The sequence below is a fragment of the Mesorhizobium shonense genome (assembly GCF_040545255.1).
GTDB classification, from domain to species: domain Bacteria; phylum Pseudomonadota; class Alphaproteobacteria; order Rhizobiales; family Rhizobiaceae; genus Mesorhizobium; species Mesorhizobium shonense.
On sequence record NZ_JBEPLM010000003.1, the window covers coordinates 539,654 to 556,311 of the forward strand.

The 16,658-nt window shown below is 62.8% G+C and carries 17 protein-coding genes; 8 read left to right on the top strand and 9 right to left on the bottom strand.

Going from position 1 to position 16,658, the window contains the following annotated elements; translation table 11 throughout:
* The first annotated feature begins 66 nt into the window (after positions 1 to 66).
* The 3 genes from hppD to ABID26_RS12125 all read left to right on the top strand — a co-directional run bounded on the left by hppD (position 67) and on the right by ABID26_RS12125 (position 1,843).
* Positions 67 to 1,182, top strand: coding sequence for a 4-hydroxyphenylpyruvate dioxygenase (gene hppD / locus ABID26_RS12115; RefSeq protein ID WP_354415512.1), 1,116 nt, complete (start codon positions 67 to 69; stop codon positions 1,180 to 1,182).
* A 74-nt stretch (positions 1,183 to 1,256) separates the two neighbouring features.
* Positions 1,257 to 1,472, top strand: coding sequence for a type II toxin-antitoxin system Phd/YefM family antitoxin (locus ABID26_RS12120; RefSeq protein ID WP_292373216.1), 216 nt, complete (start codon positions 1,257 to 1,259; stop codon positions 1,470 to 1,472).
* On the top strand, positions 1,469 to 1,843 hold the full coding sequence (locus tag ABID26_RS12125; protein WP_292373218.1) for a type II toxin-antitoxin system VapC family toxin: 375 nt from the start codon (positions 1,469 to 1,471) through the stop codon (positions 1,841 to 1,843). Before ABID26_RS12120 ends, ABID26_RS12125 begins: the two co-directional genes overlap by 4 nt.
* Here ABID26_RS12125 and ABID26_RS12130 read toward each other — a convergent pair.
* The 3 genes from ABID26_RS12130 to hmgA form a co-directional block, all read right to left on the bottom strand.
* Positions 1,822 to 2,382, bottom strand: a complete 561-nt coding sequence (locus ABID26_RS12130; protein WP_354415517.1) for a DinB family protein — start codon at positions 2,380 to 2,382, stop codon at positions 1,822 to 1,824. The two genes, ABID26_RS12125 and ABID26_RS12130, sit on opposite strands and share 22 nt — an antisense overlap.
* 4 nt (positions 2,383 to 2,386) lie before the next feature.
* Positions 2,387 to 3,412 carry a fumarylacetoacetate hydrolase family protein gene (locus ABID26_RS12135; protein WP_354415520.1) on the bottom strand — a complete coding sequence of 342 codons (1,026 nt, stop codon included), beginning with the start codon at positions 3,410 to 3,412 and terminating at the stop codon, positions 2,387 to 2,389.
* A 106-nt stretch (positions 3,413 to 3,518) separates the two neighbouring features.
* On the bottom strand, positions 3,519 to 4,832 hold the full coding sequence (hmgA, locus tag ABID26_RS12140; protein ID WP_126100027.1) for a homogentisate 1,2-dioxygenase: 1,314 nt from the start codon (positions 4,830 to 4,832) through the stop codon (positions 3,519 to 3,521).
* A gap of 136 nt (positions 4,833 to 4,968) precedes the next feature.
* Here hmgA and ABID26_RS12145 point away from each other — a divergent pair, with 136 nt between their 5' ends.
* On the top strand, positions 4,969 to 5,412 hold the full coding sequence (locus ABID26_RS12145; protein WP_292343700.1) for a MarR family winged helix-turn-helix transcriptional regulator: 444 nt from the start codon (positions 4,969 to 4,971) through the stop codon (positions 5,410 to 5,412).
* A gap of 192 nt (positions 5,413 to 5,604) precedes the next feature.
* Here ABID26_RS12145 and tdh read toward each other — a convergent pair whose 3' ends face one another.
* Entirely contained in the window at positions 5,605 to 6,639 is a 1,035-nt protein-coding gene (gene tdh / locus ABID26_RS12150) for an L-threonine 3-dehydrogenase (RefSeq protein ID WP_059187497.1), read from the bottom strand.
* Between the two features lie 12 nt (positions 6,640 to 6,651).
* The gene (locus tag ABID26_RS12155) at positions 6,652 to 7,839 is read right to left on the bottom strand and encodes a glycine C-acetyltransferase (protein WP_354415524.1); all 1,188 of its coding nucleotides are present in this window, start codon (positions 7,837 to 7,839) and stop codon (positions 6,652 to 6,654) included.
* Between the two features lie 288 nt (positions 7,840 to 8,127).
* Between ABID26_RS12155 and ABID26_RS12160 the strand changes: the two genes are divergently transcribed.
* Both ABID26_RS12160 and ABID26_RS12165 read left to right on the top strand, forming a co-directional pair.
* Entirely contained in the window at positions 8,128 to 10,197 is a 2,070-nt protein-coding gene (locus ABID26_RS12160; protein ID WP_292303188.1) for a putative bifunctional diguanylate cyclase/phosphodiesterase, read from the top strand.
* Between the two features lie 278 nt (positions 10,198 to 10,475).
* The gene (locus ABID26_RS12165) at positions 10,476 to 11,210 is read left to right on the top strand and encodes a polysaccharide deacetylase family protein (protein WP_292303189.1); all 735 of its coding nucleotides are present in this window, start codon (positions 10,476 to 10,478) and stop codon (positions 11,208 to 11,210) included.
* A gap of 6 nt (positions 11,211 to 11,216) precedes the next feature.
* Here the strand turns inward: ABID26_RS12165 and ABID26_RS12170 are convergent, their stop codons facing one another.
* The gene (locus ABID26_RS12170) at positions 11,217 to 11,645 is read right to left on the bottom strand and encodes a MarR family winged helix-turn-helix transcriptional regulator (protein ID WP_292303190.1); all 429 of its coding nucleotides are present in this window, start codon (positions 11,643 to 11,645) and stop codon (positions 11,217 to 11,219) included.
* 157 nt (positions 11,646 to 11,802) lie between these two features.
* Here ABID26_RS12170 and ABID26_RS12175 point away from each other — a divergent pair, with 157 nt between their 5' ends.
* A complete protein-coding gene (locus tag ABID26_RS12175; protein ID WP_292303191.1) occupies positions 11,803 to 12,210 on the top strand; it encodes a hypothetical protein in 408 nt (135 codons plus the stop codon).
* 250 nt (positions 12,211 to 12,460) lie between these two features.
* Here ABID26_RS12175 and ABID26_RS12180 read toward each other — a convergent pair whose 3' ends face one another.
* Positions 12,461 to 13,192, bottom strand: coding sequence for an HD domain-containing protein (locus tag ABID26_RS12180; RefSeq protein ID WP_292303192.1), 732 nt, complete (start codon positions 13,190 to 13,192; stop codon positions 12,461 to 12,463).
* Positions 13,193 to 13,338: 146 nt separating this feature from the next.
* Complete coding sequence (locus ABID26_RS12185) at positions 13,339 to 15,384, bottom strand: NADH:flavin oxidoreductase (protein ID WP_292303193.1); 2,046 nt, start codon at positions 15,382 to 15,384, stop codon at positions 13,339 to 13,341.
* A 140-nt stretch (positions 15,385 to 15,524) separates the two neighbouring features.
* Between ABID26_RS12185 and queF the strand changes: the two genes are divergently transcribed.
* Entirely contained in the window at positions 15,525 to 15,986 is a 462-nt protein-coding gene (gene queF / locus ABID26_RS12190; protein WP_126100019.1) for a preQ(1) synthase, read from the top strand.
* Positions 15,987 to 16,081: 95 nt separating this feature from the next.
* Here queF and ABID26_RS12195 read toward each other — a convergent pair whose 3' ends face one another.
* Positions 16,082 to 16,654: a YqhG/Tai3 family protein gene (locus ABID26_RS12195; RefSeq protein WP_354415531.1), complete on the bottom strand. Its 573-nt coding sequence runs from the start codon at positions 16,652 to 16,654 to the stop codon at positions 16,082 to 16,084.
* Positions 16,655 to 16,658: the final 4 nt, after the last annotated feature.

Genomic DNA, 16,658 nt, shown 5'->3' on the forward strand with positions numbered 1-16,658 from the left:
GCCGCTCCGCGCTATCATCGACAAAACTGGCCAAGCTTGGCCTCAACCGTTTTTGGAGGAACTGCCATGGGCCCCTTCCCGCACGACGCCCCGCCCGCCAAGATCAGCAAGACGAATCCCGCCGGCACCGACGGTTTCGAGTTCGTCGAGTTCGCGCATTCGGAGCCGGCAAAACTCGCCGAGCTCTTCACCCGCATGGGCTATGTCGCGGTAGCGAAGCACCGAGCCAAGGATATCACCGTCTGGCGCCAGGGCGACATCAACTACGTCGTCAATGCCGAGCCCGGTTCGCATGCGATGAAGTTCGTCGAAAAGCACGGCCCCTGTGCCGCCTCGATGGCATGGCGCGTGGTCGATGCCAAGCATGCCTTCGATCATGCCGTATCGAAGGGCGCGACGCCCTATGAAGGCACCGACAAGGCGCTCGACGTGCCGGCCATCGTCGGCATCGGCGGGTCGCTGCTCTATTTCATCGAAGCCTATGGCGAGAAGGGCTCGGCCTACGACGCCGAGTTCGAGTGGCTAGGCGAGCGCGACCCGAAGCCGGAAGGCGTCGGCTTCTACTATCTCGACCACCTCACCCACAATGTCTATCGCGGCAACATGGACAAGTGGTGGGACTTCTATCGCGACCTGTTCGGCTTCAAGCAGATCCATTACTTCGACATCGACGGCAAGATCACCGGCCTCGTCAGCCGCGCGATCACCTCGCCCTGCGGCAAGATCCGCATTCCGCTGAACGAGTCCAAGGACGAGACCAGCCAGATCGCCGAATATCTCAAGAAGTACAATGGCGAAGGCATCCAGCACATCGCGGTCGGCACCGACGCGATCTACGAAGCCACCGACAAGCTTGCCGCCAACGGGCTGAAATTCATGCCCGGCCCGCCCGACACCTATTACGAGATGTCGCATGAGCGCGTGCACGGCCATGACGAGCCGATCGAGCGGATGAAGAAGCACGGTATCCTCATCGACGGCGAAGGCGTCGTCGATGGCGGCACGACCAAGATCCTGCTGCAGATATTCTCCAAGACCGTAATCGGGCCGATCTTCTTCGAATTCATCCAGAGGAAGGGCGACGAAGGTTTTGGCGAGGGCAATTTCCGCGCGCTTTTCGAATCCATCGAGCAGGACCAGATCAAGCGCGGCGTGCTGAAGGTGGGCGGCAAGGCGGCGTAAAGCCGGGCCTGCTTGCGACTCGACCAATTATGACCTAAATTATGGTCATAAAGGGTCCGATAATGAACATACCAATGGCGAAAGCAAAGGCCCAGCTCTCAGAGTTGGTAAAGCGTGCCCAAGCTGGTGAAAAGATCAATCTGACCCGGCATGGGGAAATTGTGGCAACCTTGAGCGCCCCTGCTCGGCCTGGCGGGAGCAAAGGCCTGTTTGGAGCTCTGAAAGGTAAAATCTGGATATCGGATGATTTTGATGAACTCGGTCCCGAATGGGACGAGTACATTAAATGAGCTGCAAATATCTAGTCGATACCCATATTCTACTCTGGGTACTCAACGCGGATTCACGCCTTTCTGACCACCATCGCGACATTTTTCTCGCGGGCGAGGAAGTGATCGTCAGCGCCATCTCGGTGGCAGAGATCGCCATCAAGAAATCGCTCGGCAAAGTCTCGCTCACAGGCAACATCGTCGAAATCTTGCAGTCGAACGGCATTCCGATCCTCGGTATAAATGAATTGCACGCAGCGAGGCTTGAGCATCTACCGCTTCATCATCGTGATCCATTCGACCGTCTGCTCATCGCGCAGGCTCAAATTGAGGGCCTGACGATGGTCACCGCGGATCGGCATTTCTCAGCCTACGACGTTCCGCTGATCTGATCATCCAGCCCCAGCCGCTCAACCTCCGCTTTCCTCAGCTTGATGTCGTAATCGAGCAGGAACTCATCGAGCTGCGGCGGCTGAACGGAAGTGCCGGAAAGCATGGCATGCACCTGGCCGCGATGGTGGATGTCGTGCAGGAAGACATGGGCGAGGATGTCACCGATCCTTTCCGGGATCATGCCGTCCTCGCGCCGGTCGGTGATGACGCGCCGGTCGAGATCGGCTTCCGACAGGCCATCGCAAAAGGCCATGAGCTTACGGTCGAAATCGGCCTGTGCCGCCGCCAGGCTTGCCACATCATCGAACGGCACGAAGGTGCCGTAGGCCGCGGTGCCTAGTCCGCCATCCGTCAGGAAATCGAGATAGAGACGATCGACCGCGATGATGTGGTTGAGCGTCTCCTTGATCGACGGGAAGAAGCTGGTGCGCTTGGCCTCGAACTCGCCGGGCTGGAGCGCCAGTACGGCGCGGTAGAGCCGATCGTTCGACCATAAATTGTTGCGCGCCATACGGCGCAGATGCTCGCGCAGGGTCACCCTTTCAGGTTCCTTTCTCCCCCTCGTATTTCTCGACCTTCTGTTCGATGGCGCCGAAGATCGAATGGCCGGCCTTGTCCTTCATTTCGATGCGCACCGTGTCGCCGAAATGCAGGAAGGACGTCTTCGGCTCGCCGCCCTCGATGGTCTCGATCATGCGCAGCTCGGCGATGCAGGAATAGCCGGCGCCGCCCGCGGCTACCGGCTTGCCCGGCCCGCCGTCGAGCTTGTTGGAGACGGTGCCGGAACCGATGATGGTGCCGGCGGCGAGCGGCCGGGTCTTTGCGGCGTGCACGATCAGCGCCGGGAAGTCGAAAGTCATGTCGACGCCGGCATTTGCCCGTCCGAACGGCTTGCCGTTGAGGTCGACCAGCAGCGCAAGGTTGACCTTGCCGCCGTCCCAGGCGTCGCCCAGCTCGTCGGGCGTGACCGCGACCGGCGAGAAAGCCGAAGACGGTTTTGACTGGAAGAAGCCAAACCCTTTTGCGAGTTCCGGGCCGGTGATGGCGCGCAGCGTCACGTCGTTGACCAGCATGACGAGGCGGATCGCCTCCCTCGCCTCGTCCAGACCGGCGCCCATCGGCAAGTCGTCGACGACGACGGCGACTTCCGCCTCCATGTCGATGCCGAAGGCCTCGTCCGCCATGCGGATCGGATCGCGCGGCGCAATGAAGGAATCCGAGCCGCCCTGGTAGATCAGCGGGTCGGTCCAGAAACTTGCCGGCATCTCGGCGCCGCGCGCTTTGCGCACCAGCTCGACATGGTTCACGTAGGCCGAGCCGTCCGCCCACTGATAGGCGCGCGGCAGCGGCGAATGCGCGTCATGCTCGTGGAAGCGCGCCGAGGGCACGGCGTTGGTCTCCAGCGACTCCGCCATCGCCGCGAGATGCGGCGCAATCCGCCGCCAGTCGTCGAGCGCCGCCTGCAGCGTCGGCACCAGGAAGGAAGCATCGGTGAACCGCGTCAGATCGCGCGAGACCACGACCAGTTTTCCGTCGCGCGTCCCGTTCTTCAATGTGGCAAGCTTCATGCGGTTTCCTCTCCTGACGCGGTATATGCCGCTGACCCCACAACAAGGCTGTTACGGGCGATCGTCAAGCCGCCCGTTCAAGTTTTCCTGACACTGATACTGCGGGTCAGGTCCAGTCGCCCTCCGGCGTGCCGTTGAAACGCTTCTTCAGGTCGGCCCAGCAGTCGATGTAGTTTTCCTGCAGCGTGTCGAGCTCTGCGGCATAGCGCGTCAGCATCTGGGGAAAACGCGTCTCGAACATGAAAGCCATGGTGTTGTCGAGCTTGACCGGCTTCAGGTCCGCGCGGGTGGCTTTCTCGAAGCCGGACGCATCAGGCCCATGCGCCAGCATCTGGTTGTGCAGGCTGATGCCGCCGGGAACAAACCCTTCCTCCTTGGCATCGTACTGGCCGTGGATCAGGCCCATGAACTCGCTCATGATGTTGCGGTGGTACCAGGGCGGTCGGAAAGTGTTTTCCGCCACCAGCCAGCGCGGCGGGAAGATGACGAAGTCGACATTGGCGGTGCCCGCCTCGCCGCTCGGCGCCGTCAGCACGGTGAAGATCGACGGGTCGGGGTGGTCGAAGAGGATGGCGCCGACCGGCGAAAAGGTCGACAGATCATATTTATAGGGCGCGTAGTTGCCATGCCACGCGACCACGTCCAGCGGCGAGTGGCCGAGCTCGGTGACATGGAAAGTGCCGCACCATTTGACGATCAGCCGGCAGGGCGTTTCCTTTTCCTCGAACCAGGCGCAGGGCGTCTTGAAGTCGCGCGGATTGGCGAGGCAATTGGCGCCGATAGGCCCACGATCGGGCATGGTGAACTTCGCGCCATAGTTCTCGCAGACATAGCCGCGCGCCTCCTTGTCCGCGAGCTCGACCTTGAAGACGAGGCCGCGCGGCAGCACGGCGATCTCGCCGGGCCTGAGCTCGATGACGCCCATCTCGGTGACGAAGCGCAGCGCGCCGACCTGCGGCACGATCATGAGCTCGCCGTCGGCATTAAAGAAGTGGTCGTCGACCATATCGCGGTTGGCGACATAGACATGCGCCGCCATGCCCGACTGGCCGACGGCGTCGCCGGCCGTGGTCATGGTGCGCATGCCGGAAATGAAGTCGGTCGGCTCGGTGGGCATCGGCACCGGATTCCAGCGATACTGGCCGAGCGCCAGCTCATGATCGCCGATGTTGGGGGCGGTCTTCCACCTGGGATAGCTCACGCCGTTGAAGCGGCCGGTGTGCCGGACGCTCGGGCGGATGCGATAAAGCCAGGAGCGCTCATTGGTACCGCGCGGCGCGGTGAAGGGCGAGCCCGAAAGCTGCTCGGCATAGAGGCCGTAGGCCGGCCGCTGCGGCGAGTTGCGTCCCTGCGGCAGCGAGCCTGGCAGCGTCTCGGTCTCAAAATCGTTGCCGAAGCCCGGCATGTAGGAAAAGGCCATCGCTTCCTCCTCGCAGATTGTCCGCCAGCCGCATCATCCAGAGCGTACGGTTTCGCGGATGTTGACCAAACTGGTTTCATCTGTAACCATTGAAAATGTAACTATCAACGGCGAACGATTGTCGATGGTGGGCCTGATGGAACCGGAAATCCTGGAGTTGGAAAGCTTCCTGCCCTACCGCCTCTACCGGCTGGCCGACACCGTGAGCCGCGAATTCTCGAAGATCTACAGGGAGCGCCACGGGCTGACGCGGCCGGAATGGCGCACGCTGTCGGGCCTCGGCCAACTCGGCACGATGACTGCGACGGAGCTCGGCGAGCAGTCGGCCATGCACAAGACCAAGGTGTCGCGGGCAGTGGCCGAGCTCGAACGGCGGCGATGGTTGACGCGGATGGCGGACGAGAAGGACCGCCGCGTCGAGCACCTGACGCTGACCAAGGCGGGGCTTGCCGCCTATCGCGAAATGGTGCCGCTGGCGAAGGCGTTCGAAAGGGAGTTGCTGGAGAAGCTGAGTGTGGAGGAGCGGGCGGCGATTATTAGCGGAGTGGCCGCGCTGGAGGGAGCGTTATCCGCAGCGTAGCGATCCTTCACACCCCCCTCTGTCCTGCCGGACATCTCCCCCGCAAGGGGGGAGATCGGACTTCGCGAAGACTTTCGCCAATCCCATCCGTTGCAGAAATGGCGAGGCGTTGAAACAGACAATCTCCCCCCTTGCGGGGGAGATGGCCGGCAGGCCAGAGGGGGGTGCTGTCCCGCCGGCATTTCTAATGAACTACCAATCCATCACCACCTTGCCCGAGCTCCCGCTCCGCATCGCGTCGAACCCAATCTGAAAATCGTCGATGCCGATCCGATGCGTAATGAGCCCCGAAACATCGAGCGGGCCCTGCACCAGGGCGATCATCTTGTACCAGGTCTCGAACATCTCACGCCCGTAAATGCCTTTCAGGTGCAGCATCTTGAAGATGACCTTGTTCCAGTCGATCTCGAAACCGGTTGGCGCGATGCCAAGGATGGCGATCTTGCCGCCATTGTTCATGGTGTCGATCATGTCGCGGAAGGCGGGGGCTGCGCCCGACATCTCAAGCCCGACGTCAAAACCTTCGGTCATGCCGATCGAAGGCATCACATCGCGCAGCTTCTCCTTCGAGGCGTCGACGACGTGTTGGACACCGAGCTTGCGCGCCAGATCCAGCCTGACCGGATTGATGTCGGTGATGACGACTTTGCGCGCGCCGACGCATTGCGCCACGAGCGCGCCCATAATGCCGATGGGTCCGGCTCCGGTGACCAGCACGTCCTCGCCGACCAGATCGAAGGACAATGCCGTGTGGACGGCATTGCCCAATGGATCGAAGATCGCGGCGATCTCGTCGGGCACGTCGTCGGGGATGGGCACGACATTATGCTGCGGGATCGCCATGTATTCGCCAAAAGCGCCCGGACGGTTGACGCCGACGCCGAGCGTGTTGCGGCACAAATGCCCCCTGCCAGCGCGGCAGTTGCGGCAATGACCGCAGACGATATGGCCCTCGCCCGAAACGCGCTGGCCGACCTTGTATTCGGTGACCGCCGCGCCGTAGTCGGCAACCGTGCCGACGAATTCGTGACCCGTCACCATCGGCACCGGCACGGTCTTCTGCGCCCACTGGTCCCAGTTGTAGATGTGGACGTCGGTGCCGCAGATCGCGGTCTTCTTGACCTTGATCAGCACGTCGTTGGGGCCGATTTCAGGCACCGGCACCTCTTCCATCCAGATGCCCGGCTCGGCCTTGGCCTTCACCAGCGCCTTCATCATGTTCGACATTCTGGACTCCGATTATCCAACTACACCGAGCTCACGCCCGATCGCGCCAAACGCCTCGACGGCGCGGTCGATATCGGCGCTGGAGTGGGCCGCCGACATCTGCGTGCGGATGCGCGCCTGGCCTTTCGGCACCACCGGGAAGGAGAAGCCGATGACGTAGATGCCGCGCTTCAGCATGCGTTGCGCCATCTCCTGCGCAAGGGCCGCGTCGCCCAACATCACCGGGATGATCGGATGATCCGCGCCGGCAAGCGTAAAGCCGAGCTTGCCCATCTCAGACCGGAAACGTTGCGCATTGGCATATAGGCGCTCGCGCAGCGCGCCGCCATTGCGGACCAGCTCGAACACTTTCAGCGAGGCGCCGGCGATCGCCGGCATCAGCGTGTTGGAGAAGAGGTAGGGCCGCGAGCGCTGACGCAGCCAGTCGACCACCTGTTTCTTCCCCGACGTATAGCCGCCGGAAGCGCCGCCCAGCGCCTTGCCGAGCGTGCCGGTGATGATGTCCACCCTGCCCTCGACGCCGCAATGCTCGGCCGAGCCGCGGCCGTTCTTGCCGACAAAGCCGACCGCATGGCTGTCGTCGACCATGACCATGGCATCGTATTTCTCGGCGAGATCGCATACCCCCTGGAGGTTAGCGATAATGCCGTCCATCGAGAACACGCCGTCGGTGGCGATCAGCCGGAACCGGCAGTCCTTCGCCTCCTTCAGCCGCGCTTCGAGATCGGCCATGTCGTTGTTGGCGTAGCGGAAGCGCTTTGCCTTGGAGAGCCGGACGCCATCGATAATGGAGGCGTGGTTCAACATGTCCGAGATGACGGCGTCCTCCTCGCCGAGCAGCGTCTCGAACAGGCCGCCATTGGCGTCGAAGCAGGAGCCGTAGAGGATGGTGTCCTCCATGCCGAGGAAGGACGAGATCGTTGCCTCGAGCTCTTTGTGTTCCTCCTGCGTGCCGCAGATGAAGCGCACCGAGGCCATGCCGTAGCCGTAGCGGTCGAGCGCCTGTTTCGCCGCCTCGCGCAATTCGGGGCTGTCGGCGAGGCCGAGATAATTGTTGGCGCAGAAATTCAGCACCTTCTGGCCGGCAACCTCGATCTCGGCCGACTGCATCGAGGAGATGACCCGCTCGGACTTGTAGAGTCCGGCCGATTTCAGCCCCTGAAGCTCGTTGTCGATATGGGAGAGAAACACTGCGCTCATGATCTGGCCCTGTTCGTTTGACGCGGACTGTCGCGCCACGGACAAGAAAAATCCATCGCAAAAACGACCGCTTCGGTGGCGTCGCGAAAGCTTTGCGATCAGGGCGGGATGACGATGCACTCAAATGCCAACTACGCCCGAAAGGACGCGATAACCATCTTATCAGCTTTGTCACGCCGTCGGGATGAGCGCCGCACCTGCTTGCCGAGCTGTTAACCCTTTCACGTCAAGGGTCTTCCCGCCACGAATCCACGGCAGGATTCCGTCGACCGGAGGGGTCACCAAGTTATGTCGCAGCAGCCAGTGCAGAGCGTTTCGCGCAAGCTGATTCTGCTCATCAAGACCGGCTACTGGCTGGCGCTCATGATCATCGCCGCCATGGTGATGGCGTCCTTCGTCCTTCTGCAGCAATTGATGGCGCAGCAGCAGCACAATGATGCGCTGCTCGATATCGTCTCGACGCAGAAGGCGCTGTCGCAGCGTGTCGTCTTTCTGGCCAGCGCCACCGGTGCTGCCTCGCGCGACAAGCAGCCGGCGCTTGTCACCGCGCTCAAGCAGGCGACGGCCGAATTCGAGACCAACTACGAGCGGCTGCTCAAGGAGACCGGCGCCGATCCGCTGTCGCCGGCACGCAACGATCCGAAATCGATCGAGTATGTGCTGTTCAGCAAACCGTTCCACCTCGACTATTTCTCGGTCGGCCTGATCGCGAATGGCGATCGATTGGTATCGTCTTTCGAATCGCAGCTCGGCATGAAAAGCGACGGCTACAAAGGGGGCGGTGAACGCGTTGGCCTCGACGCCTCCGTCGCCAACGCGACCCTGTCCGGCTATGCCGCGCTCGGCCAGCGCATCAGCGCCTTTGCCAACGAGCGGTCTGACGAGATGCTCGACCTGCACCGCACGCTGTTCTTCGCCACCATCGGCGTCATCGTGCTGGTGGCGCTGTTCATCTTCCGGCCGATGTCGAAGGCGATCCTGCGCAAGACGCATGAGCTGGTCGACGCGCGCAATTCGATGGCCTTCATCGCCGTGCATGACGGGCTGACCGGCCTGCACAACCGCACCTTCCTCACCGATCACTTCGACACGCTGATCAAGGGCGCGCAGCGCCGCCGCGAGCGACTGGCGGTGATCCAGTTCGACCTCGACCGCTTCAAGCAGATCAACGACACTTTGGGGCACGCAGCGGGCGACTATGTGCTTGTCGTCACCGCCCAGCGCATGCGCGATTCCTGCCGTGCGTCGGATCTTTGCGCCCGGCTCGGCGGCGACGAATTCGTGATGATCCTCAACGGCGCCGGCTCCACCGAGGACATCCATGCCCTGGCCAAGCGCATCCTCGGCGAAATCAACGAGCCGATCATCTTCCAGGGCACGACCATCATGCCCGGCGCCAGCGCCGGCATCGCCGTCTACCCGATCGATGCCGACAATGCGCAGGACCTGCTCGTCCATGCCGATCTCGCGCTCTACTCCGCCAAGAAGCTCGGCGGCGGCAGCTTCTCCTTCTTCTCCGAAGAACTTCGGCGCGAGCTCGACTACCGCAAGCAGCTCGAACAGGACATCCGCACGGCGATCGCGGAAAAGACCTTCGAGGTCTATTTCCAGCCGCAGGTGTCGCTGACCAGCGGCAAGATCAGCGGCATCGAGGCGCTGGTGCGCTGGAAGCATGCCGCGCGGGGCATGATCTCGCCCGGCGAATTCATCCCTGTGGCGGAGAAATGCGGCTTCATGCCGGATATCGGCCGCATCGTGATCACCAAGGCGATCAACGAAGCCGCCGAGTGGGACCGCGCCGGCATCGACTTCGGACGCATCGCCGTCAACGTCTCGGGCACCGAGCTGCGCGAGCCGGACTTCGACCAGTTCCTGTTCGGAACGCTGGAGCGGGCCGGGCTCGCGCCGCAGAAATTGTCGCTGGAAATCGTCGAATCCGTCATCCTCGACGACGAAAAGACCGGCATCGCCGCCAAGCTCAGGCATATCCGCGCCGCCGGCGTGCACCTCGAGCTCGACGATTTCGGCACCGGCTATGCTTCGCTAAGCCACGTCAACCCGAACGAGATCGACCGGCTGAAGATCGATCGCCGCTTCGTCCAGAACATCAACGAGAACGGCGACAACACCAAGATCGTGCGCGCCATTACCGAGCTTGCCCGGGGTCTCGGCATCTCGATCGTCGCCGAAGGTGCCGAAACCGAGGCCGAGCTCGATTCCCTGATGGCGATCGGCTGCGACCAGGTGCAGGGCTATTCGATCGCCTTCCCGATGCCGCAGGACAAGGCGCGCGAATGGCTGCTGGCGCGCAGCCCGAAGAAGACGAAGCTCAAGGTGCTGCAGGGCAGCCTGGCCTGAGATGCGCCGATATTCAGGTGAGGCCGGCCTACAAATGGCGGCTTCCTGCGCTTCCGGTGCTCACGTAAGTTAAGTACGCTCCGCTCCGGCCTTCGCCGGCCGAAGCCCTCATAAGTGTCTCCTCTCTATGAAGGCTACGGCCGGCGAAGGCCGGTTCTCGGAATCCGCCATTTTCGACTCGGCCTGACCTGAATCTCAACGCATCTCGGCACCTAGCCATGCTTGACAAGATCGGCGCGAAAATAGCGGCTCGCCGTGATTGCAACCGGATTTCGCGGATGCTGTTTCGTCTCGTCCTGTTATTCTTGCTGCTCGTCGCATCGCCGGTTCTGGCCGCCGACCGCATCGTTTATCTCACCTTCGACGACGGTCCGCTGAACGGCACCGCCAACATTCTGGACGTGCTGCAGGCAGAGCAGGTGCCGGCAACTTTGTTCATGGTCGGCATGCATGCCGAGGCCAACGCGACCAATCGGGCGCTGGTGCAGCGGGCGAAGTCGATGCCGCTGGTGACGATCGGCAATCACAGCTACAGCCACGCCTATAATCACTACCGGCATTTCTACGGCGACACCGAAGGCGTGGTCGCCGACATGCTGAGGGCGAATACCGTGCTTGGCCTAAAGCCCGCCGTACACGCGCGGCTGCCCGGCCGCGACGTGTTCCGGCTGCCGTCGATGTCGAAGGACGACAACTCGCTCGGGCTGGCGCAGGCCGGACGCGAGGATCCCGACTACGAGTTCGTCGCCGCGTCAGGCTTCTGGCTCTATGGCTGGGACCATGAGTGGGTGCATGAGGACAGCGGCAAGCCGGTGCAGAGCGTCGACCACCTGGTCAGCGAAATCGACCATCTGTTCGGCTACGGCCATTTCGTCAAGCCGGGCAAGCTGATCCTGCTGATGCATGACGAGATGTTCCAGGACGCATTCGACGGCAAGGCGAAGCTCACGGCGCTGATTGCGGCGCTCAGGCTGCGCCACTACGCCTTCGGCGCCATCCAGACCTATGATTGAGGCGGTTTAGTCCCCGACATTCCCACGTAGTGCTGCAAGCACGTCCGCGAACTCGACCAGCCTCTCATCGGCAATTCCCGCCCGCAGCCGCTTGTCGAAGGCGATCGCTGCCATCCGTAATCTCTCGAACATGGCTTCGCCGGCCTCGGTCAGCGCCACCTGGTGGACCCTGCGGTTGTCCGGATCGCGGCGGCGCGTCAGCAACCCTTGCGCCTCCATGGCGTTGAGATGATGCGTCAGCGTCGCACCCTGGATGCCGATCATGCCGGCAAGCTCGCGTTGGTTGGCAAGTTCCTTGGACTTGACCGAGAGCAAGGTCAGCCAGACCGGCAGCGTGCCACCGGCCTCCACCAGGGCGGCGTCGAAGGCTTGCGCCACCACCTTGGCGGTGCGGGCGAGATTCATGCCGACGGGCGGGCGATCAAAAGGCGTCATGGCCGGACACTAGAACAAGCAACGGATCGGCGGAACTCCGCATGAGGAATTGACATCTAACCATTAGATATCTAACTTTTGTCCTATTGATGGTGTTGCCAAAGCGACTGACAGCGAAAGCGGCACGCCGGCGGCGGGCGAACGAGAGGAATGCGGTATGCAATATGTCTACATCGTCGTTATCGGCCTGCACGTTATGGCCGGCGTTTTCTGGGCCGGCACGACCATCGCGGTTGCCCGCGATTCGGAGATCAAGGCAGAGCACTTCATCCGACCGCAACTCGGTGCCTCCGGCCTGGTTTTTCTGACCGGCCTACTACTCTGGTATTTCTTCCACCAGGGTGCTTTCGGCTCGATGGAGGTCGTGCTCGCGCTGGGCATTGCGGCGGCGCTGATCGCCACGGGCGTGCAAGGCGCCCTTGTGGCCTCTGCCAGCCGGCAATTGGCCGGCGCCGATGCGGCAAAGCAAACCCAGCTGCGCGCAAAGATGACCAGAGGCGAACGCATTGCCGGCGGGCTGCTGGTCATCACCGTGTTTTGCATGGCGACCGCCAGGATGTTCTAACCAAGGCCAAATCGCACGGCGCCGGCGCAGGCTAGCGACCGTGCGCGGCGCACCGGACCAACGCGGCAGGTGGCTCTCCTTGCGAAGGTCCGGTGCGTTTCTCCAATCCCCGGCCTTCGGCGCGTCAGAGCGGTTGAGCGTTTCACAGAATCGCTGAACCGCTTTGAGTATTTGTTTTTACCCAATTCCGGGCGGAGGGCTACGGCGAAGTCGCCGAGCCTAAACGTTACACACTTTTCCTGGAATTGCTCTAGATCACCTCGACCGAACCGCCACGCAGATTTTCCCGACGCAGCTTTATGTAGGCGCGCATGTTCGGCGCGATGCGAAAACCTTCAAGCTTGGGCTCGTGCAACGCGGCCGCCCACGCCTGCGTCTCGTACAGACTGCCATAGGTTTCTATGGTCGCGGCCAAGCGCTCACGACCCAGGCGTCTGGCGAGGATAGCGCAAGCCGTGATCCGCGATCCTATCGACCGGCCATATTTGGGCGCGAATGCCAGCCCTCCGTCAGCCAAGTCATCGATCTCGTGGGCAAGACGCAGAAACAGGACGTCCTCGTCACCTGCCGGCACACCTTTCTCTACAAGGCGCTCGGGATCTCCAGTGTCGAACTTCATTGCATCGACCCGCGCGACGAGATCTTCCACCGTGGCTCCGATCTTTTGCTCCAGCCACCTGCGGTGCGCATCGCTGCGCCGGCTGGACTTGCCGTCCGGATACTGGCCGCTGTCATAGGCGGCGTGAAACATCGCCGCGATGACAAGATCAAGGTCCTTGTCGAAATGCGCGACCGATGACGCTGCCCCCACCGCATGGCAGATGAAAGGCCGTCCCGTCTTGCGGTAGCGGCCGTTGAACATTGCACACCCCACGCGGTAGGCCTTTTGGACGCGGACGATATCGTCCACCGCATGCCCGGCTTCGTAAAGTTGCATATAAAGCGCCGTGTTGGTCTGGCGCGGAACGAATAGTTCGGTCAAGCAAGCCCCCGACTGTGCAGACCGTTCAGCACAGGTTGTGCCTCCCCTGGATCGGCGCCAGAAAATTGCAGATACAACCAACCGAGTCCAGTCTTGCTGAATGCAGTGTGGCCAAGTCCAGTCTGACCCGCTTGGCCTGCTTAGACTCAGATCCGGATCCCGAACCTGATGCCGTCATAGATGGCGGCGTGGATGTTGCGCGAGGCGACCGCGTCGCCGATGCGGAACAACACGAAGCCGCCTTCGGGATTGCGCTGCGGAAAAATATCGCCGCCGCCGACCAGCCGCTCGTAGTCGACCGCGCCGCCATTCTTCGACAGCGGCTTCAACGAAAGATAGAGGTCGTCAAGGGGGGCCGTGCCATGCTCGACCACCACTTGGTCGACGCGCCGCTCGCCGCGCCAGCCATCGGCGAAGTCGGACGCCAGCTCGGCGATGAGCTGGTTGCCCTCGCGGCGCACGGAGCGCAAGCGGGTGTTGATGGTGACGGTGACGCCTTTCTCGTGGAAGGCCCGGATATAGGGCACATGGTTCAGGCCGCCCATTTCCGGCGCGAAGAAACGCTCGGGCGAGACCAGCTCCAGCTTCGCGCCGCTGTTGGCGATGAGTTCCGCCGCGCCCATGCCCTGATGGCCGCCATTGTCATCGTAAAGCAGGACATTCTCGGCCGGCTTGACGCTACCTGCCATGATGTCCCAGCTCGAGGTGACGAGATTGTCGCCCGCCGTCAGCGGCGGATTCTGCGGCAGGCCGCCTGTCGCGACGATCACCACGTCCGGCGACAGCGCGAGAACGTCGTCCTTCTCGGCCCAGGTGTCATAACGGATCTCGACGCCAAGGCGATCCAGTTCTGCCAATCGCCAGTCGACGATCCCGATCAGTTCCTTGCGGCGCGGGTTCTGGGTTGCGAGCCGCACCTGGCCGCCTGCCTGGCTGGACGCTTCGAGCACCGTCACCCGATGGCCGCGTTCGGCCGCGACACGCGCGGCTTCCAGGCCGCCGACGCCGGCGCCAACGACCACCACCCGCTTCCTCGCTCCTTCGCTTTTCGCGATGACATGCGGGATCGTCGCTTCGCGGCCGGTCGCGGCATTGTGGACGCAAAGCGCCTCGCCGCCTTCATAGATGCGGTCGAGGCAGTAGGTTGCGCCAACGCAAGGACGTATCTCGTGCTCACGGCCCTCCATCACCTTCTTGACGATATAGGGGTCGGCAATGTGGGCGCGCGTCATGCCGACCATGTCGAGCTTGCCGGTGGCGATCGCATGGCGCGCGGTAGCGACGTCGGAGATGCGCGCCGCATGGAAGGTCGGGAACTTGGTCGCCGCCCTCACCTCGCCGGCGAAGTCGAGATGCGGCGAGGAACGCATGCCGGTCACCGGGATGACTTTGGTCAATGCCGCGTCAGTCTCGATCGAGCCGCGGATGATGTTGAGGAAATCGACTTTGCCAGACTTGGCCAGCCGCCTGGCGATCTCGACGCCCTCCTCCTTGGGCAGGCCCTTCTCGAAATCCTCGTCGGCGACCATGCGGATGCCGACCACGAATTTTTCGCCGACCGCCGCGCGCACCGCGTCCAGGACCATGTCGGTGAAGCGCAGCCGGTTGTCGAGCGAGCCGCCGAATTCGTCATCGCGATGATTGGTCGCTGGCGACCAGAAGCCGTCCATCAGATGGCCGTAAGCTTCGAACTCGATGCCGTCGAGGCCGGCCGCCTGGCAGCGCTGAGCGGCCGCCGCATAGTCGGCGACGATGCGCTCGATGTCCCAATCCTCGATGGTTTTCGGAAAGGCGCGATGCGCCGGCTCGCGCACCGGCGAGGCCGAAAGCACCGGCAGCCAGTCGGCCTTGTTCCAGCCGGTGCGGCGGCCGAGATGGGTGATCTGGATCATCACCTTGCAGTCATGCTCATGGCAGGCCTCCGCCAGCTCCGCCAGCCACGGCACGATGCGGTCGTCGTAGACATGCAGATTGCCGAAGGCGGCCGGGCTGTCGCGCGACACGATCGCGGAGCCCGCCGTCATGGTCAGCGCCATGCCGCCCTTGGCCTTCTCGGCATGGTAGAGCCGGTAGCGCTCCTTCGGCATGCCGTCCTCGGAATAGGCCGGCTCATGGCTGGTCGACATCACCCGGTTCTTCAGCGTCAGGTGCTTGAGCTGGTACGGTTGGAGAAGCGGGTCGTTGCTGGTCATCGTCTTCCTGCCGTTTTCAAATTGTGCGGGAGCAACGTGCGGCTCCTGTTTCCGTTTCACGCATCGGACCACCCGAAAAACCGCTGCACATTTTTCGGTCTGGTGCTAAGGAGCGGCAAAAACCAAGAAGGCTCCGCCCCATGACTGATGCAAAGAACCTCACCCAGCTCGGCAAGCACGTCGAGACGCCACAGAGCCCGGAACAGGCGGTCCTGGAGACCGTACCGTTCCAGCGCGGCGACGGACCGCCGGCGATCGTGCGCTTCACCTGCCCGGAATTCACCTCGCTCTGCCCGGTCACCGGCCAGCCGGACTTCGCCCACATCGTCATCGACTACGCGCCCGACGAGACGCTGGTGGAATCGAAGTCGCTGAAGCTGTTCATGACCTCGTTCCGCAACCACGGCGCCTTCCACGAGGAATGCACGGTCATGATCGGCCGCCGCATCGTGGAGGCGACCAAGCCGCTCTGGCTGCGCGTCGGCGGCTACTGGTTCCCGCGCGGCGGCATCCCGATCGACGTCTTCTGGCAGACCGGCGCACCACCCAAGGACGCCTGGCTGCCTGACACCGGCGTGGCGCCCTATCGCGGTCGTGGTTGAGTTCCGCAGCGAGACGCTGGCGGGACAGCGCCCCCCTCTGTCCTGCCGGACAGAGGGGGGCGCGAAGGATCGCCGACGCTGATCTTTAATCACTATCATTCGCACTGGTATTGGCTGAGCGCCCATTCGCCGGTGACCGACAACAGGTCGGCGATCTTCCAGGCGCCGCCGACCTTCCTCAACTTCCATTCGAGCCGATGCTGGTGGCCTTCGACGACGAAGGCCACGACCACCTTGGCCTCGCCGCCATTGACGGCTTCGATGGTGCGCAGGCTCTTGTCGATGGCGAGCTTGTCGTAGTCGGCATTGTCGAACGCCATGTTGGGGTCGAGGCATTCGCCCTGCCCCGAGGCGCGCAGCGCATCGCTCTTGTCGAGGACGCTCTTGGCCGGATCGATGAAATTCTTGCGCTGGGCCGGATCGAGCTCCAGTCCGAGATGCTCGTAAAAAGGCTTCACCACCGCCGTCGGCGAACCAGGCAGGACGGGCGCGGCAGGCGCTGGTTCGGCCGGCTTGGTTTCCGGCGCGGCGGCGGGCGGCGACGTGTCGCCGCCTGAAGAGGCTTTCGGCGGCGGCGAGCCGAAGAGCCCCTGCGCGCAAGCGCCGCCGTTCAGACCCGCGGCCAGCATCGATGCACCTGCCAGCGCGAAAGCGAGGCGGCGAAGCATAGGA

Bases quoted from the DNA above. Each gene is read 5' to 3' on its own strand.
- hppD (WP_354415512.1), top strand. From the start codon at position 67: ATGGGCCCCTTCCCGCACGACGCCCCGCCCGCCAAGATCAGCAAGACG.
- ABID26_RS12120 (WP_292373216.1), top strand. From the start codon at position 1,257: ATGGCGAAAGCAAAGGCCCAGCTCTCAGAGTTGGTAAAGCGTGCCCAA.
- ABID26_RS12125 (WP_292373218.1), top strand. From the start codon at position 1,469: ATGAGCTGCAAATATCTAGTCGATACCCATATTCTACTCTGGGTACTC.
- ABID26_RS12135 (WP_354415520.1), bottom strand. From the start codon at position 3,412: ATGAAGCTTGCCACATTGAAGAACGGGACGCGCGACGGAAAACTGGTC.
- hmgA (WP_126100027.1), bottom strand. From the start codon at position 4,832: ATGGCCTTTTCCTACATGCCGGGCTTCGGCAACGATTTTGAGACCGAG.
- ABID26_RS12145 (WP_292343700.1), top strand. From the start codon at position 4,969: ATGGAACCGGAAATCCTGGAGTTGGAAAGCTTCCTGCCCTACCGCCTC.
- tdh (WP_059187497.1), bottom strand. From the start codon at position 6,639: ATGTCGAACATGATGAAGGCGCTGGTGAAGGCCAAGGCCGAGCCGGGC.
- ABID26_RS12155 (WP_354415524.1), bottom strand. From the start codon at position 7,839: ATGAGCGCAGTGTTTCTCTCCCATATCGACAACGAGCTTCAGGGGCTG.
- ABID26_RS12160 (WP_292303188.1), top strand. From the start codon at position 8,128: ATGTCGCAGCAGCCAGTGCAGAGCGTTTCGCGCAAGCTGATTCTGCTC.
- ABID26_RS12165 (WP_292303189.1), top strand. From the start codon at position 10,476: ATGCTGTTTCGTCTCGTCCTGTTATTCTTGCTGCTCGTCGCATCGCCG.
- ABID26_RS12170 (WP_292303190.1), bottom strand. From the start codon at position 11,645: ATGACGCCTTTTGATCGCCCGCCCGTCGGCATGAATCTCGCCCGCACC.
- ABID26_RS12175 (WP_292303191.1), top strand. From the start codon at position 11,803: ATGCAATATGTCTACATCGTCGTTATCGGCCTGCACGTTATGGCCGGC.
- ABID26_RS12185 (WP_292303193.1), bottom strand. From the start codon at position 15,384: ATGACCAGCAACGACCCGCTTCTCCAACCGTACCAGCTCAAGCACCTG.
- queF (WP_126100019.1), top strand. From the start codon at position 15,525: ATGACTGATGCAAAGAACCTCACCCAGCTCGGCAAGCACGTCGAGACG.
- ABID26_RS12195 (WP_354415531.1), bottom strand. From the start codon at position 16,654: ATGCTTCGCCGCCTCGCTTTCGCGCTGGCAGGTGCATCGATGCTGGCC.